Source organism: Janthinobacterium sp. LS2A, assembly GCF_036543145.1.
Classification (GTDB): domain Bacteria; phylum Pseudomonadota; class Gammaproteobacteria; order Burkholderiales; family Burkholderiaceae_D; genus Janthinobacterium; species Janthinobacterium aestuarii.
In genome coordinates, this window is record NZ_JAZHPB010000006.1 from 381,383 (window position 1) to 404,884 (window position 23,502).

Consider the following 23,502-nt stretch of genomic DNA (forward strand, 5'->3'; position numbering starts at 1 on the left):
CATGAGCAATCTGCTTCCCTACGCCTACGCGCGCGATTTCGGCTTGCTGGCGCGGCCCGGCGCCATCGACGGCGCCCCCGTCGAAGTGCTGGTGGCCGCATCGACGGCGCCGGCGGCCATTGCCGAAGTGTCGCGCCGTTTCGGCCAGATCCAGCTGACGGTCTTGCCGCGCGGCGAACTCGATGCGGCCATTGCCGGCGCCTACGCGGGCGGCGGCGGCGACGCGTCGCAGATGGCCGATGAATTCGACGCCGACCTCGATCTGACCAAGCTGCTGCAGGACGTGCCGGCCATCGAGGACTTGCTTGAATCGTCCGACGACGCGCCCGTCATCCGCATGATCAACGCGCTGCTCACGCAGGCGCTGCGCGAAGGCGCGTCCGACATCCATATCGAGCCGTTCGAGCAGACGTCCGTCGTGCGTTTCCGCATCGATGGCAGCCTGCGCGACGTCGTGCGCCCCCGTAAAGCCATCCACGGCTCGCTGATTTCGCGCATCAAGATCATGGCGCAGCTCGACATCGCCGAAAAACGCTTGCCGCAGGATGGCCGCATCACCTTGCGCGTGGGCGGCAAACCCGTCGACGTGCGCGTCTCGACCCTGCCCACGGGGCATGGCGAACGGGCCGTATTGCGTTTGCTGGACAAGGAGGCGGGCCGCCTCGATTTGCAGCACCTGGGCATGAGCGCGCCCATGCTGGCGCAGTTCGATGGCCTGATCACGCAGCCGCACGGCATCGTGCTCGTCACGGGCCCCACCGGCTCGGGCAAGACGACGACCTTATATGCAGCGCTGTCGATGCTCAACGCCACCACCACGAATATCCTGACGGTGGAAGACCCGATCGAGTACGACCTCGCCGGCGTGGGCCAGACGCAGGTCAACCCGCGCATCGACATGACCTTTGCCAAGGCGCTGCGGGCGATTCTGCGGCAAGATCCGGACGTGATCATGATCGGCGAGATCCGCGACCTGGAAACGGCGCAGATCGCCGTGCAGGCATCGTTGACGGGCCACTTGGTGCTGGCGACCCTGCACACGAACGACGCTTCGGCGGCCGTCACGCGCTTGCTCGACATGGGCATCGAGCCGTTCCTGCTGTCGTCGTCGCTCCTGGGCGTGCTGGCGCAGCGCCTGGTGCGCAAATTGTGCGGCTCGTGCAAGACCTTCGACGGCCAGTATTGGCAGGCGGTCGGCTGCGAGCATTGCGGCCAGACGGGCTACCAGGGCCGCGTGGGCGTGTACGAACTGCTGCGCACGACGGAGCAGATCCGCGCGCAGATCCACAACCGCGCGTCGGAGGCGGAAGTGCGCACGGTTGCCCTGCAGGACGGCATGCTGAGCATGCGCGACGATGGCGAACGCTGGCTGCGCGACGGCACCACCACGCAGGCTGAATTGCTGCGCGTGACCAAAGACTAGGCCCGCCACCATGCCCGCATTCCGCTATGAAGCCGTCGACGCGCAGGGCGCCACCCGCAAGGGCGTGCTCAATGCCGACAGTCCCCGTTCCGCGCGCGCCGAGCTGCGCGTGCAAGGCCTGGTGCCGCTGGCCGTCGAGCCGATCGCCGCGCAGGTCGACGCCGCCGGCGTGACCAAGCGGCGCGGCTTCGGCGAGCGCCTGTCCAGCACCGAGCTGGCCCTGTTTACACGCCAGCTGGCCAGTTTGCTCGAAGCGGGCCTGCCGCTGGAGCAGGCGTTTTCCGCGCTGCTGGAACAGGCCGAGCGGCCGTATCTGCGCGACCTGATCGCCTCGATCCGTTCGGAAGTGATCGGCGGCGCCGCGTTTTCCGACGTGCTGGCGCGCCATCCGCGCGATTTCGCCGAGATATATCGGGCGCTGGTGGCGTCGGGCGAGCAGATCGGCCATTTGTCACGCGTGCTCTCGCGCCTGGCCGACTATATCGAGCGGCGCAATGCGCTGGTGCAGAAGGTCAAGCTGGCCTTTACGTATCCGGCCATCGTCACCGTGGTGGCGTTTTCCATCGTGATCTTCCTGCTCACCTACGTGGTGCCGCAGATCGTTTCCGTGTTCGCCAATACCAAGCAGAAGCTGCCCATGCTCACCGTGATCATGCTGGCGCTGTCTGACTTCGTGCGCAACTATGGCATCGTCGTGGCCATTGCCCTGATCGGCGCCTGGTTTGCCTGGCGCCGCGCGTTGCAGCAGCCAGCCCTGAAACGGCGCTGGCATACCTGGCTGCTGACGGCGCCCTTGTACGGCAAGTTCGAGCGCAGCCTGAACACGGCGCGCTTTGCCAGCACCCTGGCCATCACCACGGGGTCCGGCGTGCCGATCCTGCGCGCGCTCGACACGAGCCGCGACACGCTCACCAACGTGGCGATGCAGGAACTGGTGCAGGAAGCCAGCGGCGCCGTGCGCGAGGGCGTCAGCCTGGCGCGCGCGCTGTCGGCGCAAAAGCATTTTCCACCGATGCTGATCCACATGATACGCGCGGGTGAAATCACGGGCGAGCTGCCGGCCATGCTGGAACGCGCCGCCAGCGCGCAGGAGCAGGACCTGGAACGCCGCACGCTCACCATCGCCGGCCTGCTGGAGCCGGCCTTGATCCTGGCCATGGGCGTGGTGGTGCTGCTGATCGTGCTGGCCGTGCTGATGCCGATTATCGAAATCAATCAGCTCGTCAGATAAGAAACCCAAGGAAGCCATGAAGCGTTTGCCTCAATTTACAAGTTTGCTCGCCGTCGTGGCGCTGTCCGTCTCGCTGGCCTATTGGGCCATGCAGCTGTTCAAGGCGCCGCAGCGCCCCATCAATCCGCCGGCCGTGCCGGTGGTGCAGGATGCCAGTGTGGAGGCGGGCGCCTCGCTGTTCGGCGGCCAGGTCAGCGTGGCCACGGCCAGCAATTACCAGCTCAAGGGCGTGGTGGCCGCCGGCAATGGCCGCGGTAGCGTGGCCATCATCTCGACCGATGGCAAGCCGTCCGTGGCCTTGCCGGAAGGCGCCGAGGTGGTGCCCGGCGTGACGGTGCTGGAAGTGCATGCGCGCCACGTGCTGCTGCGCGATGGCGGCGTGAGCAAGCGCATCGACCTGGTGGCCGACGACAAGGCGCTGGCCTTGCCGGGGCCCGTGTCCGCCACCCCAACACCTGCACCGGCCCCGGCGCCGGCATCGAATCTGGTGCCGCCGCCGCTGCCGATGGAGCAGCAGCGTCCGGCCACCGTCATGCCGGCCGCGCCGCAGGTGACCACCACCAGCACGCCGCCGTCGAATTAACGCCGTTCTTATCGTATTTTGCCGATGGCGCCGTGCCGCCATTGCGACTGGAGTCTTCATGTTCTCGATCCGTGCCGTCCTGGCGGGCTGCGTGGCGGCGCTGTGCGCCTTGCCGCAAGCCGGCGCCGCAGCCGACGCTCCCGCTGTCACGCCTTCCCCCGTTTCCACTGTGGCCATTCCTGCCTCCGCGCCGGCCCGCCCGCGCATCGCCCTCGTGCTGTCGGGCGGCGGCGCGCGCGGCCTCGCGCATATCGGCGTCTTGAAAGTGCTGCAGGAGTTGCACGTGCCGATCGACATGGTGGTGGGCACCAGCATGGGCGGCGTGGTCGGCGGCGCGTATGCGGCCGGCGCTTCCGTGGCGGACCTGGAAAAGATGGCGCGCGACACGAACTGGGCGCGCGTGGTGGCCGACCGGCCGCCGCGCGACGAACTGGCGTTCCGCCGCCGCGAGGAAGATTTGCTACTGCCGTCGCGCATCGAGTTTGGCACCAGCCGCAACGGCATTTCCACGCCGCCTGCGGCGGCCAGCAATGCGGCGCTGGAAATGGCCCTGAACCGCCTGCTGCCGGCCGGCATGCGCGACCGTCCCGCCAGCCAGCTGCCCTTGCCCTTCCGCTCGGTGGCGTCGGACCTGGTCAATGGCGAACTGGTGGAGCTGGTCGACACGCCGTTGTTCCTGTCGATGCGCGCCTCGCTGGCCGTGCCGGGCGTGTTTGCGCCCGTGCGCGTGAATAACCGGCTGGTGGTCGATGGGGGCCTGGTGCGCAACCTGCCCGTCGACATGGCGCGCGCCATGGGCGCCGACGTTATCATCGCCGTCAACGTGGGCACGCCGCTGGCGCCGGAAAAAGAGCTGGGCAGCGCCATCGGCGTGGCGCAGCAGATGCTGCAGATACTCACGGAGCAGAACGTGCAGCGCTCGCTCAAGGAGCTGCAATCGCAGGATATCCTCGTGGCGCCCGACCTGACGGGCGTCAGTTTCCTCGACTTTGAAAACTATGCGCGCGCCATGCGCGCCGGCGAGCAGGCGGCGCAGGCCTTGGCCGCCCGCCTGGCGCCGCTGGCCCTGCCGCCGGAACAGTATGCGGCGCGCGAGCAGCTGCGTCTGGCGGCGCCGGCCCTGCTGGACGTGGCCCTGCCGCTCACGCGCCTGGCCGTGGAGAGCGAAGGCGATATCAATCCGCGCATCCTGCAGGCCCAATCGGGCCTGGTGGAAGGGCAGCCGGTCAGCCAGGAAGATGTGCTCAAGGCGGCCGCCAGGCTGTATGGCCGTGGCGACGTGGCGCGCGTGGAGACGGAAGTGGTCGACGCGGGCGACCAGCGCACGGTCAACATCAAGGCGGTCGAAGCGCCGTGGGCCAGCAACCGGCTGCGCGTGGGCCTGGAAATGGCCAGCGATTTCAGGGACAGCAATACCTTTGCCCTGAAGCTGCTGCACGTGCGCTCGAACCTGAACAGCTGGGGCGGCGAATTGCGCAGCATGGCGCAGATCGGCAATGAGCGCGGTTATGGCGTGCAGTTCTGGCAGCCGCTGGGGGCCGGCAACCCGTGGTATATCGCGCCGGAACTGCAGTACAGCTCGTCGGCGATGGATTTGTTCGACAAGGGCCGGCGCAGCTCCCGCGTGACATATAACGGCCAGACGGCGGCGCTGGTACTGGGACGCCAGTTTGGTACCTGGGGCGATCTGCGGTTTGGCGTCACGCGCACGGAGGTCAAGGGCCGGCTGGCGATTCCGGCCGACCCTACGCTGCCGGAATCGCGCGCACTGGGCACCACGCAGTTTGTGCAGCTCCGCGTCGATACGCTCGATTCACCGGGTTTCCCCACGCGCGGCATGCTGGTGGACGCCACGTGGACGCGCGATTCGAGCACGGGGTCGGGCGAAGCGGCCCTGGGCCGCTCTTCCATCACCGGCATGCAGGCTTTTAGCCGCGGCAACTGGGCCGGCCACGTGTATGGCGAATGGGCGCGCGCGCAGCGCGGAGAGGCGCCGCTCAGCCTGGGCGGCTTCCTGCGCCTGTCCGGCACGCAGTTCGAGTCGGTGACGGGACGCAGCGTGGCCCTGGCGCGCTTCGTGATGGCGCGCCGCATCGGTTCCCTGCCCAGTACCCTGGGCGGCGCCGTGCGGGCCGGCTTTTCGCTGGAGATGGGCGGCGGCTTCGATCAGAGCGAGCGCTGGAAATCGACCAAGTTCACGCAAGCGAGCAGCGCCTTCATTTCCGTCGATACGCGCTTCGGTCCCGTGTACGTGGCCTCGGGCGCATCGAAGGGCGGCGAGAGCACGTTTTATCTGTTCCTGGGACCGGTCTGGTAGGGAGCCGCCGGAGCGGCCGACGCCGAGCTGCGGCGCAGGGCCGTGAAGGCGGCAAATTCCCATGAGCGGAAACCCAGCAGCAGGGTAAAGCCATCGCGCTCGGCGGGCGCCAGGCGCCGGTCGTTCTGGTGCAGGCGCGCCAGTTCTTCGGCCAGCTGGCGGATCTTTTGCACCAGTTCCTGTGCGCTCGACAGCGACAGGCGCGCCGGAATGCACATCAGGGTCTCGCCGGCACCGTCGAAATGCCCGCTGAAATAATCGGCCACCACGTGTTCGCGGAAGTACTGCTGCACCGGACCGTCGGCCAGCCAGTGGAAGGCGTTCGAGACGCGCAGGCTGTAGCGGTTCAGCGGCTTGAGTTCGATCAAGCCCAGTCGGTCCAGTTCGGCCAGGCAGCCGATGCATTCGGCCTGCGTCAGCGCATACGTTTCCACCACCTGCTCCAGGCTCCAGTGACCGAGGCAGCAGATCGCCACCAGCAGCAGGCGCGGATGCGCCACCAGCGATTTTTCCTGCACCAGGGTGAGCGTGTCGGCATGCGGCGTGATGTCGGCCGCGCCGCGCAGCACGTCTTCCATGGCGATGCCCGAGGCCTTGCAGATCAGGGCCAGGCGTGACAGCGACATGTCGTGCTGGCCAAACATGCGCTTGACGCTCGACTCGCTCATGCCGATGCGTTCGGCCAGTACCTTGTAGGTGATGCCGGCGGCGCGCAGTTGGGTGCGCAGCACGCGCAAAACCAGTTCAGGTGAACTCACGGGATATCCTTTTTTACAAGTTTGGTAGCGGGTGACGGTACCGAATGTAGCCGTTAATGGCACTTTGCACAAGGTGATAGTACTTTTCGGCAAAAGCGATGACACTCCCGCTTGTGGCTCGCGCAGCGCGCTACAACCAGGCAATCCATCCACTTGTAGAGGTTATCCATGTTCCCATCTTTCCGTTTTCCCGCAGCGCTGCTGGCGCTGGCCACCATCGCTCCCCTGCATGCCACCGCAGCCGAGCCTGCACCAGGACCCTTCTATGCGGGCGCCAGCTATGGCTTTCGCGCCAGTAGCGGCCTCGATTGCATCGCCGGACAAAGCGATTGCGACAAAAGCAGCAAGCGCAATGGAAAGGCCTACCTGGGTTACAGTTTCGACGCGCTGCCGTTTCAGGGCGGCGTGGCCGTGCCTTCGATTGAACTGGTGGGGTACATGGGTGGCGAGGTCAAGTCCGGCTTCGACACGGACGCGGGCAAGCGCGCTGGCCGCGGCAAGTTCACGGGCCTCGGCATGCAGGGCGTGCTCGGTTACCAGTTTGACGCGTTTACACTGAGCGGCCGCGCCGGTGCGGCCTACACGCAGGGCAAGGTCGATTATCTGGGCGGCGGTTCGGAAAAGAAGAGCAAGATCGGCCTGACCTACGGCCTTGGCGCGGCGTATGCGCTGAACAAGAATTGGTCGCTGCACCTCGACTGGGACCGCGTGCCTGTCAAGTACAACAGCAAGCAAACGACCAAGGTCGACATGTTTTCGCTGGGCGCGTCCTACCGTTTCTAAGGGGATGATGCCGCGGCAGAGAGTGGCCTGATGGCGGACGCCCTGTAAAAAGGGGTGTCCGCGGGCGGCCTATTTGTCCGTTTCTACTTTCAACAGCAGTTTCGCCAGCAGGCGTTTTTCCTGCTGGCGCTGGCCTGATACGGTTTTCACGTGCGCCCCGGCGGCGCGCTGCAGGGCTGCAGTGGCGACCGGGTTGCGCGGTTTTTGCGAGGGTTCGACGCGGAACTGCATTTTCTGCCGCGTCGCCAATGCCTTGTTTGCCATCGGTTTCCCCCCTCTTTCTTACAGCACGTAGCGCGACAGGTCCTCGTTGACCGACAGCGCTTCCAGGCGTTCATTGACGTACGCGGCATCGATCACAAGCAGGTTTTCCGAACTGCTGCTGCCTTCGCTGGCCGTAAACGACACTTCTTCCAGCAGCTTTTCCATCACCGTGTGCAGGCGGCGCGCGCCGATGTTTTCCGTGCGCTCGTTAACCGAATAGGCGATTTCCGCCAGGCGCGTGATGCCTTCCGGCGCGAACTGCAGTTTCAGGTTTTCCGTCGCCAGCAAGGCTTCATACTGCATCGTCAGGCAGGCGTCGGTGCTCGTCAAGATGCGCTCGAAGTCCGAGATCGACAGCGATTCCAGCTCCACGCGGATGGGGAAGCGCCCCTGCAGTTCCGGGATCAGGTCCGACGGCTTCGACAGGTGGAATGCGCCCGAAGCGATGAACAGGATATGGTCCGTGCGTATCATGCCGTACTTGGTGTTGACGGTCGTGCCCTCGACCAGCGGCAGCAGGTCGCGCTGCACGCCCGCGCGCGAGACGTCGGCGCCGCCCGACTCCGAACGCGAGGCGATCTTGTCGATTTCGTCCAGGAAGACGATGCCGTTCTGCTCGACGTTCTGGATGGCCTTCTGTTTCAGCTCATCTTCGTTGAGCAGCTTGGCCGCTTCTTCCTCGACCAGCAGTTTCAAGGCTTCCTTGATCTTGACCTTGCGCGCCTTCTTGCGCTGCGCGCCCACGCCCGAGAACATGGACTTGATCTGTTCCGTCATTTCTTCCATGCCTGGCGGCGCCATGATTTCCATCTGCGGACCCGCCTCGGCCAGCTCGATCTCGATTTCCTTGTCATCGAGCTCGCCCTGGCGTAAGCGCTTGCGGAAGGTCTGGCGCGTGCTGTCGCCGCTGCCCGTGTCCACGGCCGCGGCCGTATTCGGCGTGAAGCCGAAGTCGCGCGCCGGCGGCACGAGGATGTCGATCACGCGGTCTTCGGCCGCATCTTCGGCGCGTGCGCGCACTTTCTTCATTTCCAGCGCGCGTGTCTGCTTGATGCCGATGTCGATCAGGTCGCGGATGATGGTGTCGACGTCGCGGCCCACATAACCGACTTCCGTGAATTTGGTCGCTTCGATCTTGATGAACGGCGCCTCGGCCAGCTTGGCCAGGCGGCGCGCGATTTCCGTCTTGCCGACGCCCGTGGGGCCGATCATGAGGATATTTTTTGGCGTGATTTCATGGCGCAGGGGCTCGGCCACCTGCTGGCGGCGCCAGCGGTTGCGCAGGGCGATGGCGACGGCGCGCTTGGCCTTGGCCTGGCCCACCACGTGCTTGTCGAGTTCAGTGACGATTTCCGACGGGGTCATGTTCATGATCATAGTTGGCTTTCCATTCTGTGCTCGGGGACGCTTAGTCGAGCGTCTCGATAATGTGGGACATGTTCGTGTAAATGCACAGCTCGGCGGCGATGGTCAGCGATTTCTTGACCACGTCGGCCGGCGACAAGTCCGTGTTTTCCTGCAGCGCCTTGGCGGCGGACTGGGCGTAGGTGCCGCCCGAGCCGATGGCGCCGATGCCGTCTTCCGGTTCCAGCACGTCGCCATTGCCCGTGATGACCAGGGTCGATTCGCTGTCGGCTACCAGCAGCATCGCTTCCAGGCGGCGCAGCACGCGGTCGGTGCGCCAGTCCTTGGCCAGTTCGACGGAGGCGCGCAGCAGATTGCCCTGGTGTTTTTCCAGCTTGCCTTCAAAACGGTCGAGCAAGGTAAAAGCGTCGGCGGTGCCGCCGGCAAAGCCGACCAGGACCTTGCCCTGATACAACTTACGCACTTTGCGGGCCGTGCCCTTCATGACGATGTTGCCGAGCGTTACCTGGCCGTCGCCACCCAGGGCGACTTGCTTGCCGCGCCGGACGCAGAGGATGGTGGTGCCGTGAAATTGTTCCATAGTGACCTCAAAAGATTCGTGCCGATGCGTGCAAGACCATGCGATTGCGCGCCCATGCTTCAAAAGTGGGGATGGAAAAGGCAATTGCAAGCGGCACTTGCCGCTGCCGTGCTTGCTTCAGTGTAGTCGGCGCGGGACGAAAAAAAAGCACGCAACCGGGGTTGTGTGCTTTTTTTATCGCCATCACGGGGCCGCCGGGGCGGCCGCGCAAGCGGAGGGGCGATCAGTCGCCGTAGAGTTTTTGCTTCAGTTCGCGCCGTTGCTGGGCTTCCAGCGACAGGGTGGCGGTCGGACGGGCGATCAGGCGCGGGATGCCGATAGGCTCGCCCGTTTCTTCGCACCAGCCATAGTCGCCAGCGTCGATGCTGGCGATCGATTGTTGTACTTTCTTCAGCAATTTGCGCTCGCGGTCGCGCGTGCGCAGTTCCAGCGCATGCTCTTCCTCGATCGTGGCGCGGTCGGCAGGGTCCGGTACGAGCACGGTTTCACGCAAGTGTTCCGTGGTTTCGCCGGCGTTTTTCAGCAGGTCTTTTTCGAGCTGCTGCAGGCGCGCCTTGAAGAATGCCAGTTGTGCCGGATTCATGTAGTCATCTTCGCTCATGGCGCGAATTTGATCTTCGCTGATAAGAGGGATGTCTTGGTTGGCGACCGGGGTCGATTTATTAGTTTTGGTCATAACTTCGCTTACCTTCGATACGACAGAGTTTTCAAATTGATCAGTTGATGCGGCGATACCGAGCAACTGTACAGGTTCCGCTTGGCATTGCTGTCCCGCTGTACTGCGTGCGACCTTGGCTTGCCGGCGTAAGCCAGGATTACCGGCCGGCTAAGGTGCCATGTTGATAACTTTTTACCGCTCTATGCCAGTCGCGCTATGCGCGCGTCAACAGGCGTGTTGGGTGGATCGGTTGCATGCCTGGCATGCGGCCAGCGGCAGTTTGCCAGCATTTCATGACAGGCTAACGACATGGGCCGTTTTCGTCGCTGATTTTGGCACGCTTTGCTTTATATTGCCATCCCGATTTGTTGACTAGCCGATCAGAGACGGCTACTTGTTGGTTTATACCAGCAAGATGGGTGTCGGACAGCGGGAAAGCGTGCTTAACTTTCCCTTTTGTTTCTGCTTTGCAACGGATACTTTGCAAAACCCGGCTAGTTTATACCAAACATTGTTCGAGTCCGCGAATAAAAATGTCTTTTGGTAGATTTTTGCCAATAAACACCATTTTGCTGCCACGCACTTCGTTTTCGCCCCATTTGGCGCCCAAGTCGCTGCCCATCAGCTGGTGCACGCCTTGGAAGACCACCTTGCGCTCGGCGCCCTGCATCAGCAGTACGCCCTTGTAGCGCAGCATGCGCGGGCCATACACTTGCACCAGGCCGCCGAGGAACTCGTCGAGCTTGGCGCTGTCGAACGGTTGCGTGCTCTTGAAAACAAAGGCGGCGATATCGTCGCTGTGCTGCGCGTGGTGGTGGTCGGCATGGCCGCAATCGGTGGCGCAGGCTTCGGTGTGCTCATGTGCGTGCTCATGCTTGTGCTCATGGCCATGTTCATGTGCGTGATCGTGGTCGTGCGCATGGTCATGATCGTGCACGTGCGCCGTTTCCGTGGCGAGGAAATCCGGGTCCAGTTCCAGCTTTTCATTCAGGTTGAAGCCGCGGATGTCGAGTACTTCGGCCAGTGGCGCACGGCCGAAATCGACCTTGGCGATCGGTGCGCGGGGATTGATGCGCTTCAGGCGGCGCGTCAGGGCGGCCACGTCGTCTTCACTGACGAGGTCGGTTTTCGACAGCAGCAGCTTGTCGGCAAAGCCCACTTGCCGCTGGGCTTCCTCGTATTCATCGAGTTGCTTCATTGCATGGCGGGCATCGACCACCGTGATGATGGCGTCGAGCATGTAGTGGCTGCCCACTTCCTCGTCGACAAAGAAGGTTTGCGCCACGGGACCGGGATTGGCCAGGCCCGTCGTTTCGATGACGACGCGGTCGAATGCCAGCAGGCCGGCGTCGCGCTTGCGCGCCAGTTCCGTCAGGCCCACGATCAGGTCGCCGCGCACGGTGCAGCAGATGCAGCCGTTGTTCATCTCGATGATGTGTTCGTTGCTATCCTGCACCAGGATTTCATTGTCGATGTTTTCCTGGCCAAACTCGTTTTCGATCACGGCGATGCGCATGCCATGGTCTTCCTGCAGTATGCGGTTGAGCAAGGTGGTTTTGCCTGCGCCCAGGAAGCCGGTGAGGATGGTGGTTGGAATCAGTGCCATGAAGATGCCTATGCTGTAATCGGTGGTGCCGCCGCGCAAGCGGAAGAATGCGGACGATTATGCCGGAATTTTGCAAAAGCTTGCAAATGCGCGCCGATCCGCTTGATATGGATCAGCCTGGCCAACGGGCGGGGCTGCCTACTTGACCTTGGCGCGCGGGTGCGCCTGGTCGTACACGTGCGCCAGGTGCTGGAAATCGAGGGCCGTGTAGACCTGGGTCGAGGTGATGCTGGAATGGCCCAGCATTTCCTGCACGGCGCGCAAGTCGCCCGACGATTGCAGCACGTGCGAAGCGAACGAGTGGCGCAGCACGTGCGGATGCACGTTCGCGGGAATGTCCGTGGCCAGCGCGTGCGCCTTCAGGCGCAGCTGCAGCACGCGCGGCGAGATGCGCGTGGCGCGCGTGCTTAAAAACAGGGCAGCGCTGCCATCGGCCGCCGGCGGACGCACGGCCAGCCAGGCGGTCAGGGCCACGAGCGCTGCCTTGCCGACCGGCACCTTGCGCATCTTGTTGCCCTTGCCCGTGACGATGACTTCGAAGCTGGCCATGTCGAGCCAGCCCAGCGAGGCGGGTTGGCCGTTCTCGGCCTTGCAGTAATGGGTGTCCAGGCTGGTCAATTCGGACACGCGCAAGCCGCTCGAATACAGCAGTTCGAACATGGCGCGGTTGCACAGCTGCTCCGGCTCGGCGGCGCCTTGCTGGTGTTGCGCGGGTGCCACGAGGCGCACGGCGTCGTCCACCGACAAGGCTTTGGGTAAGGTTTTGGCCCGCTTGGGGGCGCGGATGCCGTCGACGGGATTGGCGTCGAGGGTGGTCTCGCCGCTGAGCCAGTTGAAAAAGCCCCGCCACGACGACAGCTTGCGCGCGATTGAGCGCGGATCGAGGCCGCCAGCGTGCAGCTTGGCCGTGTAGCGGCGTACTTCGTTATGCGCGAGCGCCGTCCACGGCGTATCGCCGCTCAGTTCCAGCAAGGCGCGCAAGTCGCGCCCGTAGGCGTCCAGCGTATGCGGCGACAGCTTGCGCTGCGTGGCAAGCTGCGCCAGGTAGGCGTCGAGCCACTCGGCCTTGCCGCGCGCGGCATTCATGGCGTATTCAGGCAGGCGAGCCGGCGCGCAGCGCGGCCAGGGCGGCGCTGGCCGTGGCGCCGATATGCACGAGGAAGTCCGTGCCCATGCTTGACGTAAAGCGTTCGCTGTCGGGCGAACCGAGCACCAGCAAGCCGAAGGTGCCCGTGGTGTTCGGGGCGCGCAGGGCGATCATGACGGTCGATTCGATCTTGTCAGCTTGCAACCAGTGCACGGCTTCGAAATCGCGGTTGCTGCCGCAGTACGGCGTTTGCAGGCTATTGGCGAACATGCGCACGTCGGCCGTCACGTCTTCCGTGAACCAGCCGTCGGCGTGTTCCGGCAGCACTTGCCACAGGCGCAGGCTGACGTAGGGCACGTCGAAATTGCTTTGCAAGGCATCGACCAGCACGCGCGGCATGTCCGCATCGTTGCGCACTTGCAGCATGGCCTGGTTCCAGCCGTGGAACTTGCTGGCGATATCGCCATTTTCCTCGGCCACGCGGCTCAGCTTGGACATGCGCAGCTCAAGCGCCTTGTACTTGTCGCGCATCACTTCCATCTGCCGCTCCTGCAGCGAGATGGTGCGTCCCGTCAGCGGGCTGCTCAGCTTGACCTCGCCGAGCAGGGCGGTATGCTCTTCGAAGAAATTCGGATGCTCGCTCAGGTACTGGGCGACGGTGCTGGAATCGAGTGTGGCGGTCATTGAGAATATCTGTCAGTGAAAGTTGAACGCTTCATTCTAACCGAGAGTGCGGCGGCATAGGCGCAAAGGGCGCGGCACGCATGCATTTTCCGCACGCCCATGAAAAAAGCGGCATGGTTGCCCATGCCGCCTTGTCTTCCTGGTCAGCTGTCACCCGCGGAGGGTGACAGGCGGGCCATTAGAAGTTGTGGTGTACGCCGACGCCGATGTAGTTGGTCGTGCTCGAAACGTTGTAGTTGGTCGTGCTGGCAGCTTTCTTGTTCGAAATATCTGCGTACACATAGGTACGTTTCGACAGATTGTAGTCATAGCCCAGCGATGCTTGCTTGGTTTTGACTACGCCATCCGGCGTTTTTTGACCGTAGCCAGCGCGGATCTTGCCTGGGCCGACGTCGTAGTTGGCGCCCAGCACCCACGATTTGGTGCCGGTATTGACGATCTTGAATTCTTCATCGTTCTGGTGCTGGATCGACAGCATGACTTTCAGCTCAGGAATCGGATTGACCGACGCACCGACCGACCACAGCTTGGCTTGCAGGCCATTGCGCTCGTAGGCGGCCATGGCGGCAAAGCCTGGCGAGGAGTACGTCACGGATACCGAGTATGGATTCGATGCCGGCGCCACATTGCCTGGCACGAAGTAGTTACCGGAGGCATTCGTCGTTGGGTTGCGCACGGACGCTGCAACGGCGGCGTTGTTGTTCGCTTCCTTGGCTGCCACGGTGGCGTTGAACTGGAAGCCGCTGATGACTGGCGAGTTGTAGAACACGGCATTCGAGAAGCGGTTACGCGAGTTGCCAGCTGGGCTCAGCGGATCGCTGGTGTAGCCGGCGACGGTCAGGTCGGTCTGGAAACCGGCTGGCGTAGGCATGCCCGACCATGGTTCGAAACCGGTGCTCGTTTCCTGGAACGCGGTCAGGCCACGGCCCAGACGTACGGTACCGAAGTCGCCTTGCAGGCCGACGCGGCTTTGACCCTGGAACAGCGGACGGGCGCCATTGCTTTCCAGCGTGCCCGTGTCGGATTCATAGCGAATTTCGAGTTGGAAAATAGCTTTCAAGCCATTGCCCAGATCTTCCGTGCCCTTGAAACCCAGTTTGTTGTTGTCGCGCTTGGTGACGGCGGTGGTCGAACCAGTCGCTTTGCCCAGGCCTGCATCGATCGTGCCGTAGATTTGGACGGACGACTGCGCTTGTGCGGTTGCGGCAAAGGCGCCGAAGAGTGCGAGGGCAACGAGTGATTTTTTCATGTCTTATTCCCTATTAAAAGTGAGTTCCGTCCGAGATCCGAGCAGATTGAAATGCGCTAACTGTCGCGTTTCGATGAATGAACCTTAATTCGTCGGCGCGCAAGACGTGCGGGATTGGTCAAATATGCGTGAAAAGATTGGTGAAAAGCGGCATAACTGCATACCCCTGTTGTATTTTTGTAACGCGCGGTTTCTGCCAGTCCTGCGCCGATGGCCGGCGTTTTCCCATCGCCACCGTCGCGGCGCCGTGTCATCTTGGCATGTTGGGAACAGGACATTGTTGCGTTGAATCAAGTTCTTGAGGCCGCTTTGGCGGATTTACGACACAAGGACGTTACACTAAGGGATGGCCTGCAAGGATGGGTCTGGAGATGGCTCACTATTATTAGAATCATTGACTCAATATCGAGAATCGATGGCAAATCGCGAAACATTAGGATTGATCAAGGGCGCACGTGCTGGCGATGTGGCTTGCCAGCTGGCGTTGGGACGGGTGTACCTGTTTGGGCAGGGAGTGCCGCAAAGCTTGCCGACCGCCTTGCACTGGCTGGCGCGGGCGGCCCAGGAAGATAGCCAGGAAGCGTGCTTGCTGATCGGTACGCACGTGCCTTTCGAAGTGGCGCAACCGGCAGCCAAGGCGCTGATCCCGTATTACGCGCAAGCGTTCGATGCGGGTCTGGTACAGGCGGGCCTGGTGCTGGCGCAACTGGTGCTGGGCAACGCCGCCAGCAGCAGTGAAGCCTTGCGCGCCAAGGCCCGCGTGGCGCTGGACGCCGCCGTACGCGCCGGCTTGCCCGATGCACAATGGCTGCTATCCCTGCAAGAAAGATCATCGGCGGCGCCCGGACAGGACACCAGCGCCGCTGGCGAGCAAGCCATCGATGGCGACGCGCCGCTGCACGCCTGGCTGGAGCAGGCGTGGAGCCAGGGCAACCATGCGGGCTTCCTGTCGCAAGGCTTGCCGCTGGCGCGCGAGCTGCTGCAGCGTCAGGCGGCGGCCGGTACGCGCACGATCGCCCTCGACGCGCAACAGGTGTTGTTGCTGTCGCGTTGCGCCCAGGCATTGGCGCCTGGCGGCGATGCCGAGGGCTGGCAGTGCTGCGAGCTGGCCGCGCATGGCGGCGACCGCACGGCGCAGCTGGAGCTGGGGCTCGGCTATGCGCGCATGGATGCGCATGGCCGGCGCCTGGGCACGCGCAATGGCGCGGCCAATTTCAAGCGTGCCGTGCGCTGGCTGACGCAGGCGGGCGAGCAGGGACTGGCCGAAGCCTGGTTCGTGCTGTCGCGCATCTACACGAAACCGGAATTTTCCCAGCGCAATGTGGTCGAAGCCCATTTCTGCCTGGAGCGTGCTGCCGACCTGGGGCATGGCCCGGCGCAGCTCGAGTGCGGCATGCATGCGTGGCGTAACCGCCGCGACAGCGTCAACAACGATGTGCGTGCCGCGTATTGGCTGCTGCAGGCGCAGGCGCAAGGCAGCAGTGAAGCGGAGGCGGCGCTGGCGAAAATCGCGCCGCAAGGCGAGCCCGGGGACTGGGGCCAGTGCGCCGCCATGCACGCCGATGAACATTTGCGCCAGCTGGGCCAGAGCCACCCCCTGCTGGCGGCGCGCCTGGCGCTGGCACGCTGCTTTCATCTGTCGCGTGCCGAGGCGCTGCTGCTCGATATCCATGCGGCCGACCAAGGGCATTGCCTGTTGATCGATATCAGTGCCACGCATGGGCGCGGCAAGCGGCGCCTCGTGCTGATCCGCACGGCGCAGGAACGCCAGCTGCTCGACCAGGTGGTGCGGCTGTTCGAGCGCGTCGATTGCAGCGTGGCGGGGCCGGAAGGCAATTACCGGCAGCGTCTGTACCGCCTGAAGTGCTACCTGGCCGAGCTCGATGCCACGCAGGAACAGCAGTTCCTGGCGGCATGATGCAGCGTTGATTACAGCTCGATCGTGCCTTCGAACACGGTTACGGCCGGGCCCGTCATCAGGACGGGATGGCCGGGGCCTTGCCAAGCGATCGACAGTTCGCCGCCGCGCGCGCTGATGCGCACGGGGGAATCGAGCAAGCCGCGGCGGATGCCGGCCACGGCGGCCGCGCAGGCGCCCGTGCCGCACGCCAGTGTTTCACCGGCGCCCCGCTCGAACACGCGCAGTTTCACGTGCTGGCGGTTGACGACCTGCATGTAGCCGGCGTTGACCCTGCGGGGAAAGCGCGGATGATGCTCGATGCGCGGCCCTGTCACTTCCAGGTCTTGGGCGTCGACATCGTCGACCACTTGCACGGCATGCGGGTTGCCCATCGAGACGACGGACACCAGCACAGGAGAGGTTTGGCCCGGCAAAGCCAGGTCTAGCGGCCACAGCAGATCGGTGCCTTCGGCCACGCCCGTCAAGCCAGCCGCATCGAACGGCACCAGCGCGGGCTCGAGTACGGGCGCGCCCATGTCGACCGTGATGCTGCCGTCGAGTTCCAGGCGCGGCGCGATGACGCCGGCCATGGTTTCCACGCGGATGCTGGCCTTGTTCGATAACCCTTTTTCGCTGACGAACTTGACGAAGGCGCGCGCGCCGTTGCCGCATTGCTCGACTTCGCCGCCATCGTTGTTATAGATGCGATAGCGGAAGTCGCAGCCGGGCAGGCGCGGCTTTTCCACGACGAGAATCTGGTCGGCGCCGATGCCGAAACGGCGGTCGGCCAAACGCTGCCACTGGGCCGGCGTGAAGGCTATGTCCTGGTTGATGGCGTCGATGACGATGAAGTCATTGCCGGCGCCATGCATCTTGGTAAAGTGGAGTTTCATGGTCTGCCGTATCACTTGTGCTGGTTATAGAACGACGCTTCGCCTTCCGGGCGCGTCTTGAAGCGTTTATGCGTCCAGAAATACTCGGCCGGCGCTTCGCGCACGCGCTCCTCGATGAATTCGTTCATGCGGCGCGTGGCGGCCGTGATGTCATCGCCCGGATAGTCGTCCCAGGCCGGATAGTAGGTCACTTGCCAGCCCTGGTAGTTGGGCAGGAAGGTGGCGATGACGGGAATGACCTGCGCCTTGGCGGCCAGCGCCAGGCGCGCCGTGGCCGTCAGGGTGGCGGCGGGCACGCCGAAGAAGGGCACGAATTCCGCATCCTTTTCGCCGAAATCCATGTCCGGCAGCATGAAATACGGCAAGCCGTCGCGCAGCGCGCGCAAAATCGTCTTGATGCCGTCCTGGCGCGTAAACAGCTTGGGCGGCTTGAAGCGCGAGCGGCCGTTGCGCAAGGCCTGGTCGAAGGCGGCGTTCTTTTGCTGCACATACATCGACGAGGCGGAAATTTCCATGGCCGTGGCGGCGCCGGCCACGTCGAGGCAGACGAAGTGCGGACACAGCAGGATGGTGGGCTTGGCCGCGATCTGCTGGCCCGGGAAGGCGGGCACCTTCTTGATCAGACGGTTCAGGCGCGCTTCCGACGACCACCACAGGATGCTGCGTTCCCACACGCTGCGCGAATAGGCCTGGAAATGCTGGCGCGCCAGCGCCACGCGCTGTTGTTCCGTCAATTCCGGCATGCACAGGCGCAGATTCGTCAGGGCGATCTTGCGCCGCGTGGGCATGGCGATGAACAGCACGCTGCCGACGGCCACGCCGAAGCGGCCGAGGATGGGTAAAGGCAGCCAGTGCAGCAGCCACATGAAGGCGATCAGCAATCTCATGCCTGCTCCCCGGCGGCATCGGACGTGGCCGGCGTGGGCGGCGGTGCGCCGCGCGGCACTTTATAGCGGTTGTAGCTCCACAGGTATTGCGCCGGGCTGCGCGCGATCAATTGCTCCATGGCCGCATTGATGGTGCGGGCCTGCTCGGCCGAGGTGCTGGCTAGCGATTCGGTAAACGGCACGAAATGCACGACATAGCCGCGCCCGCCCGGCAGGCGTTCCGCGTAGGTGATGATGACTTCGGCGCCGCCCATCTGCGCCAGCTTGGCCGGCAGGGTCATGGTGTAGGCAGGGCGGCCGAAGAAATCGGCCCACACGCCTTCTCCCTCCTGCGGCACCTGGTCGGGCAGCAGGCCGATCGGTTGCCCCTTCTTCAGGCATTTGGCAAAGATGCGCACGCCCGACATATTGGCTGGCGCCAGCATGAGGTTTTCGCGCGCGCGGGCCCCTTCGATCAGCGGTTTCAATGCGGCGCGCTTGGGCGGGCGGTACATCACGGTGAGCGGCGTGCGCAGCGCGATTTGCTGGGCGACGATTTCAAAGCAGCCCAGGTGCGGTGTCAGGAAGACGATGCCGCGCCCGTGCTGCAGCGCTTTTTCCACCAGTTCCCAGTTTTCCACTGTTGCATGGCGCGCCACGCGCTCGGCCGGTGCGCACCAGATGAACGGTAATTCCAGCACGCTCTTGCCCGCTTCGGCCACGGCCGTGTGCAAGTGTTGCGAAAACCCCGCACCCTGCATGTTCTCGCGCATGCGGCGGCGGTAGGACGGCGAAATGGCGTAAATCACCCAGCCGAGCGCAGCGCCCAGGCCATGCAGGACGGGCAGGGGAAAGACGGACAAGAAGCGAAAAATTGGGACTAACATGTATAAGCGGTTTCCAGGAATGGCGTGTTGCTGTGCCAAAATTTTTTAAGAAGCGTAAAATACCACGTATGCAGTAACCGCTGAGTTAATAGACAACTTGCGAAGCGGAATATAAATATCGCTAAAGCGTCGCAGGCAAAATCCTCTTTACTGCGACAGAACATTCACATAGTAAACAGGAGCTTGCAATGTCAAACGACTATCTCTTCACTTCCGAATCCGTTTCGGAAGGCCATCCCGACAAGGTTGCCGATCAAATTTCCGACGCCATCCTTGACGCCATCCTGACCCAGGATCCAGCCGCCCGCGTGGCTGCCGAAACCCTGTGCAACACGGGCCTGGTGGTGCTGGCTGGCGAGATTACCACGCACGCCAATGTGGATTATATTCAAGTTGCGCGCGAAACCATCAAACGCATCGGCTACGACAACACGGAATACGGCATCGACTACAAGGGCTGCGCCGTGCTGGTGGCCTATGACAAGCAGTCGCCCGACATCGCGCAAGGCGTCGATGAAGGTGCGGGCATTGACCTGGATCAAGGCGCTGGCGATCAGGGCCTGATGTTCGGCTACGCTTGCGATGAAACGGCCGAGCTGATGCCTGCCGCCATCCACTACGCGCACCGCCTGGTCGAGCGCCAGTCGCAGCTGCGCAAGGATGGCCGTTTGCCATGGCTGCGTCCGGATGCGAAATCGCAAGTGACCCTGCGCTACGTCGATGGCCGCCCCGTCGGCGTGCACACGGTCGTGCTGTCGACCCAGCATGCGCCGGAAATCTCGCACAAGCAGATCGAAGAAGCCGTCATCGAAGAAATCATCAAGCCGATCCTGCCGCGTGAATGGCTGACGGAGACCAAATTCCTCGTCAACCCGACGGGCCGTTTCGTCATCGGCGGTCCGCAAGGCGATTGCGGCTTGACCGGCCGCAAGATCATCGTCGACACCTACGGTGGCGCAGCCCCGCACGGCGGCGGCGCGTTCTCGGGCAAGGATCCATCCAAAGTCGACCGTTCGGCAGCCTATGCGGCCCGTTACGTGGCGAAAAACATCGTCGCAGCCGGCCTGGCGCGCCAATGCCAGGTGCAGGTCAGCTACGCCATCGGCGTGGCCAAGCCGATCAACATCACCGTCTACACGGAAGGCACGGGCGTGATTCCAGACGCGGAAATCGCCAAGCTGGTGCTGGCGCACTTTGATTTGCGTCCAAAAGGCATCGTGCAAATGCTCGACCTGCTGCGCCCGATCTACCAGAAGAGCGCCGCCTACGGCCATTTCGGCCGCGAAGAGCCGGAATTCACGTGGGAGCGCACGGACAAGGTCGCCCTGCTGCGCGACGCCGCCGGCCTGAAGTAATCTAGTTCGACTTGCAAGAAAAGCGCCCCGGCCATCTGGCCGTGGGCGCTTTTTTTATGTGTTGTTACATGGCAATGTATGGCGAACAAGCTGGCGTACCGGCCTTGACAATGTTAAAATCCCCCGTCCGAGGAGCGTTGCGACGAAGAAATTCGCCAGGCTCGGAATATCCTGCAACTGCGCTCACGTACCTTTTTCAACTGAAAGGAGGGCGTGATGAACGCCGTACTCAAATCGCAACACGACTACACCATCGCCGATATCACCTTGGCCGCATGGGGCGACAAAGAAATCAAGATTGCTGAAACGGAAATGCCTGGCCTGATGGCCATCCGCGAAGAATTCGCGGCAGCGCAGCCTTTGAAAGGCGCGCGCATCACCGGTTCCATCCACATGACCATCCAGACCGCCGTGCTGATCCAGACCCTGGAAGCACTGGGCGCGCAAGTGCGTTGGGCATCGTGCAACATTTACTCGACACAAGACCACGCCGCTGCCGCCATCGCTGCCGCCGGCACGCCTGTGTTCGCCGTCAAGGGCGAGTCGCTCGACGACTACTGGGAATACACGCACCGCATCTTCGAATGGCCGAACGTGGACGGCAAGGCGGTCTACTCGAACATGATCCTCGACGATGGCGGCGATGCCACCCTGCTGCTGCACCTGGGCGTGCGCGCGGAAACCGACCTGTCGGTGCTGGCCAACCCCGGTTCGGACGAAGAAATCTGCCTGTTCAACTCGATCAAGAAGCACTTGCTGGCCGACCCGACCTGGTATTCGAAGCGTCTGCCGGAAATCCTCGGCGTGACGGAAGAAACGACGACCGGCGTGCACCGTCTGTATCAGATGCACAAGGAAGGCAAGCTGGCTTTCCCTGCGATCAACGTGAACGATTCTGTCACGAAATCGAAATTCGACAACCTGTATGGCTGCCGCGAGTCCCTGGTCGACGGCATCAAGCGCGCCACCGACGTGATGATCGCCGGCAAAGTGGCCGTTATCGCCGGTTACGGTGATGTCGGCAAGGGTTCGGCCCAAGCCATGCGCGCCCTGTCGGCGCAAGTATGGGTGACGGAAGTCGATCCGATCTGCGCACTGCAGGCGGCGATGGAAGGCTACCGCGTCGTGACCATGGATTACGCCTGCGAACACGGCGACATCTTTGTCACTTGCACGGGCAACTATCACATCCTCACGCACGATCACCTGACGCGCATGAAAGACCAGGCCATCGTCTGCAACATTGGTCACTTCGACAATGAAATCGACGTCGCTTCGCTGAAGCAATACGAGTGGGAAAACATCAAGCCGCAAGTCGACCACATCATCTTCCCGTCGGGCCGCCGCATCATCCTGCTGGCCGAAGGCCGCCTGGTCAACCTCGGTTGCGGCACGGGCCACCCGTCGTACGTGATGAGCTCGTCGTTCGCCAACCAGACGATCGCCCAGATCGAACTGTACGCAAACACGGCCAACTACCCGGTCGGCGTGTACACCCTGCCAAAACACCTGGACGAAAAAGTCGCCCGCCTGCAACTCAAAAAGTTGAATGCGCAGCTGACGGAACTGACGCAAGAGCAAGCCGACTACATTGGCGTGCGCACGGAAGGCCCCTACAAGCCAGAGCACTACCGCTATTAAGATGGTTGCCTCGGGAACCTACGGCGCGGCGCGGGGCGCGGCCGGCGATGCTCACTGTGCTAAAGCACAGTTGCGCTTCTCGGCCACGCCGCGCATCCGCTCGCTACGGTTCCTGAGGCAACAAGACTGATCGGTATATCTTTTGTGCCGGCTATTGCCGGCCTGACTTTCTTTGACAGGCTAGAGAAATGCGCTTGCTACTGATTTGGTTTATCAATGCGGCAGCCCTGTTTGCCGTCCCTTATTTGATGCACTCGGTGACGATGAGCAGCGGCTGGACTGCGCTGCTGGCCGCTGCCGTGCTGGGGCTGGTCAATGCGCTGATCCGTCCTTTGCTGATCCTGCTGACCCTGCCCGTGACGTTCTTGTCGCTGGGCCTGTTCATTTTCATCATCAACGGCTTCATGTTCTGGCTGGTGGCGCAGGTGATCGATGGTTTCCATGTCGCCAGTTTCTGGTCGGCCGTGGGTGGTGCATTGCTGTACAGCGTCATTTCCTGGGCCCTGTCGACCTTACTTTTGAGTAATGACGATGGAAAAGCATAATTTCAGTATCGAGTTTTTCCCGCCGAAAACCCCGGAAGGGGCGGAAAAGCTGCGCGCCACGCGGGTCAAGTTGTCTGAATTGCATCCGAAGTATTTCTCGGTGACGTTTGGCGCCGGCGGTACAACGCAGCAGGGTACTCTGGACACCGTGCGCGAGATCCTGGCGGCCGGCGAACAGGCCGCACCGCACCTGTCTTGCGTCGGTGGTTCGCGCGAATCGATCCGCGCCGTACTGGCCGACTTCAAGGCGGCTGGCGTGAAGCGTATCGTGGCTTTGCGCGGCGATTTGCCCAGCGGCTATGGCGCTTCGGGCGAGTTCCGCTACGCCAACGAGCTGGTGGAATTCATCCGCGCCGAGACGGGCGACCATTTCCATATCGAAGTGGCCGCCTATCCGGAAGTGCACCCGCAAGCCCGTTCGCCGCAGGACGACTTGAACGCGTTCGCGCGCAAGGTACAGGCCGGCGCGAATGCGGCCATCACCCAGTACTTCTACAATGCCGACGCGTATTTCCAGTTTGTCGAGCAGACACAGAAGATGGGCATCAACGTGCCCATCGTGGCCGGCATCATGCCGATCACGAACTACACGCAGCTGATGCGCTTTTCGGACATGTGCGGTGCGGAAATTCCACGCTGGGTGCGTCTGAAACTGGCCAGCTTCGGCGACGACAGCGCATCCATCAAGGCCTTCGGCCTGGACGTGGTGACGGGCTTGTGCGAACGTTTGCTGGAAGGCGGCGCACCAGGCTTGCATTTCTATAGCATGAACCAGGCGGCGCCCACGACCGCACTGTGGCAGCGCCTGGTGAAATAAACCGTCCTGA

22 protein-coding genes and 1 riboswitch are annotated in these 23,502 nt (G+C 63.0%); of the genes, 10 read left to right on the plus strand and 12 right to left on the minus strand.

Features of this window, described 5'->3' with window-relative positions; genetic code table 11:
* Nucleotide 1: 1 nt before the first annotated feature.
* From gspE to V3C40_RS19310, 4 genes are read left to right on the plus strand one after another with little or no spacing between them, the layout of a single operon-like run.
* On the plus strand, nucleotides 2-1,423 hold the full coding sequence (gspE, locus tag V3C40_RS19295; protein ID WP_100428779.1) for a type II secretion system ATPase GspE: 1,422 nt from the start codon (nucleotides 2-4) through the stop codon (nucleotides 1,421-1,423).
* A gap of 10 nt (nucleotides 1,424-1,433) precedes the next feature.
* Complete coding sequence (gene gspF, locus V3C40_RS19300) at nucleotides 1,434-2,654, plus strand: type II secretion system inner membrane protein GspF (protein ID WP_070304520.1); 1,221 nt, start codon at nucleotides 1,434-1,436, stop codon at nucleotides 2,652-2,654.
* A gap of 16 nt (nucleotides 2,655-2,670) precedes the next feature.
* Nucleotides 2,671-3,237 carry a type II secretion system protein N gene (locus V3C40_RS19305; RefSeq protein ID WP_080698615.1) on the plus strand — a complete coding sequence of 189 codons (567 nt, stop codon included), beginning with the start codon at nucleotides 2,671-2,673 and terminating at the stop codon, nucleotides 3,235-3,237.
* 58 nt (nucleotides 3,238-3,295) lie between these two features.
* Complete coding sequence (locus V3C40_RS19310) at nucleotides 3,296-5,554, plus strand: patatin-like phospholipase family protein (protein WP_331778270.1); 2,259 nt, start codon at nucleotides 3,296-3,298, stop codon at nucleotides 5,552-5,554.
* Here V3C40_RS19310 and V3C40_RS19315 read toward each other — a convergent pair.
* The gene (locus V3C40_RS19315; RefSeq protein WP_072455805.1) at nucleotides 5,527-6,312 is read right to left on the minus strand and encodes a helix-turn-helix domain-containing protein; all 786 of its coding nucleotides are present in this window, start codon (nucleotides 6,310-6,312) and stop codon (nucleotides 5,527-5,529) included. The two genes, V3C40_RS19310 and V3C40_RS19315, sit on opposite strands and share 28 nt — an antisense overlap.
* 168 nt (nucleotides 6,313-6,480) lie before the next feature.
* Between V3C40_RS19315 and V3C40_RS19320 the strand changes: the two genes are divergently transcribed.
* Nucleotides 6,481-7,095 (plus strand): outer membrane protein, encoded by a 615-nt coding sequence (locus V3C40_RS19320; RefSeq protein ID WP_331778271.1) that lies wholly within the window; start codon nucleotides 6,481-6,483, stop codon nucleotides 7,093-7,095.
* Between the two features lie 69 nt (nucleotides 7,096-7,164).
* Here the strand turns inward: V3C40_RS19320 and V3C40_RS19325 are convergent, their stop codons facing one another.
* The 8 genes from V3C40_RS19325 to V3C40_RS19360 form a co-directional block, all read right to left on the minus strand.
* The gene (locus V3C40_RS19325; RefSeq protein WP_034753063.1) at nucleotides 7,165-7,359 is read right to left on the minus strand and encodes a hypothetical protein; all 195 of its coding nucleotides are present in this window, start codon (nucleotides 7,357-7,359) and stop codon (nucleotides 7,165-7,167) included.
* A gap of 18 nt (nucleotides 7,360-7,377) precedes the next feature.
* A complete protein-coding gene (gene hslU, locus V3C40_RS19330) occupies nucleotides 7,378-8,730 on the minus strand; it encodes an ATP-dependent protease ATPase subunit HslU (protein WP_034753607.1) in 1,353 nt (450 codons plus the stop codon).
* A 37-nt stretch (nucleotides 8,731-8,767) separates the two neighbouring features.
* Nucleotides 8,768-9,304 carry an ATP-dependent protease subunit HslV gene (gene hslV, locus V3C40_RS19335; RefSeq protein WP_034753065.1) on the minus strand — a complete coding sequence of 179 codons (537 nt, stop codon included), beginning with the start codon at nucleotides 9,302-9,304 and terminating at the stop codon, nucleotides 8,768-8,770.
* A 223-nt stretch (nucleotides 9,305-9,527) separates the two neighbouring features.
* Nucleotides 9,528-9,980 carry an RNA polymerase-binding protein DksA gene (gene dksA / locus V3C40_RS19340; RefSeq protein ID WP_331778272.1) on the minus strand — a complete coding sequence of 151 codons (453 nt, stop codon included), beginning with the start codon at nucleotides 9,978-9,980 and terminating at the stop codon, nucleotides 9,528-9,530.
* A gap of 481 nt (nucleotides 9,981-10,461) precedes the next feature.
* Nucleotides 10,462-11,568, minus strand: coding sequence for a CobW family GTP-binding protein (locus V3C40_RS19345; RefSeq protein WP_331778273.1), 1,107 nt, complete (start codon nucleotides 11,566-11,568; stop codon nucleotides 10,462-10,464).
* Between the two features lie 138 nt (nucleotides 11,569-11,706).
* Entirely contained in the window at nucleotides 11,707-12,654 is a 948-nt protein-coding gene (locus tag V3C40_RS19350) for a tyrosine recombinase XerC (protein ID WP_331778274.1), read from the minus strand.
* A 7-nt stretch (nucleotides 12,655-12,661) separates the two neighbouring features.
* Entirely contained in the window at nucleotides 12,662-13,339 is a 678-nt protein-coding gene (locus V3C40_RS19355) for a DUF484 family protein (RefSeq protein ID WP_035823876.1), read from the minus strand.
* Nucleotides 13,340-13,517: 178 nt separating this feature from the next.
* On the minus strand, nucleotides 13,518-14,588 hold the full coding sequence (locus tag V3C40_RS19360; protein ID WP_331778275.1) for a porin: 1,071 nt from the start codon (nucleotides 14,586-14,588) through the stop codon (nucleotides 13,518-13,520).
* Between the two features lie 415 nt (nucleotides 14,589-15,003).
* On the opposite strand from V3C40_RS19360, the gene V3C40_RS19365 reads away from it, so the two are divergent.
* The gene (locus V3C40_RS19365) at nucleotides 15,004-16,506 is read left to right on the plus strand and encodes a tetratricopeptide repeat protein (protein WP_331778276.1); all 1,503 of its coding nucleotides are present in this window, start codon (nucleotides 15,004-15,006) and stop codon (nucleotides 16,504-16,506) included.
* Between the two features lie 11 nt (nucleotides 16,507-16,517).
* Here V3C40_RS19365 and dapF read toward each other — a convergent pair whose 3' ends face one another.
* From dapF to V3C40_RS19380, 3 genes are read right to left on the minus strand one after another with little or no spacing between them, the layout of a single operon-like run.
* The gene (dapF, locus tag V3C40_RS19370; protein ID WP_331778277.1) at nucleotides 16,518-17,381 is read right to left on the minus strand and encodes a diaminopimelate epimerase; all 864 of its coding nucleotides are present in this window, start codon (nucleotides 17,379-17,381) and stop codon (nucleotides 16,518-16,520) included.
* Between the two features lie 11 nt (nucleotides 17,382-17,392).
* Complete coding sequence (locus V3C40_RS19375) at nucleotides 17,393-18,268, minus strand: LpxL/LpxP family acyltransferase (protein WP_034753075.1); 876 nt, start codon at nucleotides 18,266-18,268, stop codon at nucleotides 17,393-17,395.
* A complete protein-coding gene (locus V3C40_RS19380) occupies nucleotides 18,265-19,134 on the minus strand; it encodes a lysophospholipid acyltransferase family protein (RefSeq protein ID WP_034753077.1) in 870 nt (289 codons plus the stop codon). The genes V3C40_RS19375 and V3C40_RS19380 overlap by 4 nt, the downstream gene beginning before the upstream one ends.
* A 188-nt stretch (nucleotides 19,135-19,322) precedes the next feature.
* Between V3C40_RS19380 and metK the strand changes: the two genes are divergently transcribed.
* The 4 genes from metK to metF all read left to right on the plus strand — a co-directional run bounded on the left by metK (nucleotide 19,323) and on the right by metF (nucleotide 23,492).
* Nucleotides 19,323-20,489, plus strand: a complete 1,167-nt coding sequence (metK, locus tag V3C40_RS19385; RefSeq protein ID WP_034783537.1) for a methionine adenosyltransferase — start codon at nucleotides 19,323-19,325, stop codon at nucleotides 20,487-20,489.
* 123 nt (nucleotides 20,490-20,612) lie between these two features.
* Nucleotides 20,613-20,681, plus strand: a riboswitch (S-adenosyl-L-homocysteine riboswitch).
* A gap of 24 nt (nucleotides 20,682-20,705) precedes the next feature.
* Entirely contained in the window at nucleotides 20,706-22,130 is a 1,425-nt protein-coding gene (gene ahcY / locus V3C40_RS19390) for an adenosylhomocysteinase (protein WP_092713571.1), read from the plus strand.
* Nucleotides 22,131-22,318: 188 nt separating this feature from the next.
* Entirely contained in the window at nucleotides 22,319-22,675 is a 357-nt protein-coding gene (locus V3C40_RS19395; protein WP_034753082.1) for a phage holin family protein, read from the plus strand.
* Entirely contained in the window at nucleotides 22,662-23,492 is an 831-nt protein-coding gene (gene metF, locus V3C40_RS19400) for a methylenetetrahydrofolate reductase [NAD(P)H] (RefSeq protein WP_034753084.1), read from the plus strand. Before V3C40_RS19395 ends, metF begins: the two co-directional genes overlap by 14 nt.
* The last annotated feature ends 10 nt before the right edge of the window (nucleotides 23,493-23,502 follow it).